This is a genomic window from Streptomyces sp. DH12 (assembly GCF_020873895.1).
GTDB lineage: Bacteria > Actinomycetota > Actinomycetes > Streptomycetales > Streptomycetaceae > Streptomyces.
This window is the reverse complement of record NZ_JAHWGT010001464.1, coordinates 1-409: the sequence shown is the minus strand read 5'-3', so window position 1 is coordinate 409 and position 409 is coordinate 1. Positions and strand designations below refer to the sequence as shown.

The following is a 409-nucleotide window of genomic DNA, read 5'->3' as shown; positions in this document are numbered from 1 at the left end:
CTCGTCCACCCGGCGGTCCTGGATGCGGTGGGTCGCCGCCTGGACGCGCAGATGGTCGCGGCCGGTGCGGGAGCCGAGCGCGGCGCCGGCGTCGAGCAACGCGCCCACCCGGCGCAGGGGTTCGCGCAGGGACGCGTACGGCCGGCCGCCGAGGGTGGCGGAGCCGGAGGTGGGGTGGTCCAGGCCGAGCACCAGGCGCATGGTGGTGGACTTGCCGGCGCCGTTGGGGCCGAGGAAGCCGGTCACCAGACCACCCTTGACGTCCAGTGTCAGACCGTCGACGGCGACGGTCTCGCCGTAACGCTTGGTCAGTTCTCGAAGGGTGATCACAGAGCTCCTCGGTGCCGGTCGTGGAACGCGGAAGTCGGCTGCGGTGGGCCCCGGGCCGGCCCAGGGTGCTCGGCTCCGG

The 409-nt window shown here is 74.1% G+C and carries 1 protein-coding gene; it reads right to left on the bottom strand.

Annotated elements, in window-relative coordinates:
• Window positions 1-330 (bottom strand): ATP-binding cassette domain-containing protein (locus LPA54_RS40580; protein WP_228985444.1); only part of this gene is annotated, 330 nt, incomplete at its 3' end.
• Between the last annotated feature and the right edge of the window lie 79 nt (window positions 331-409).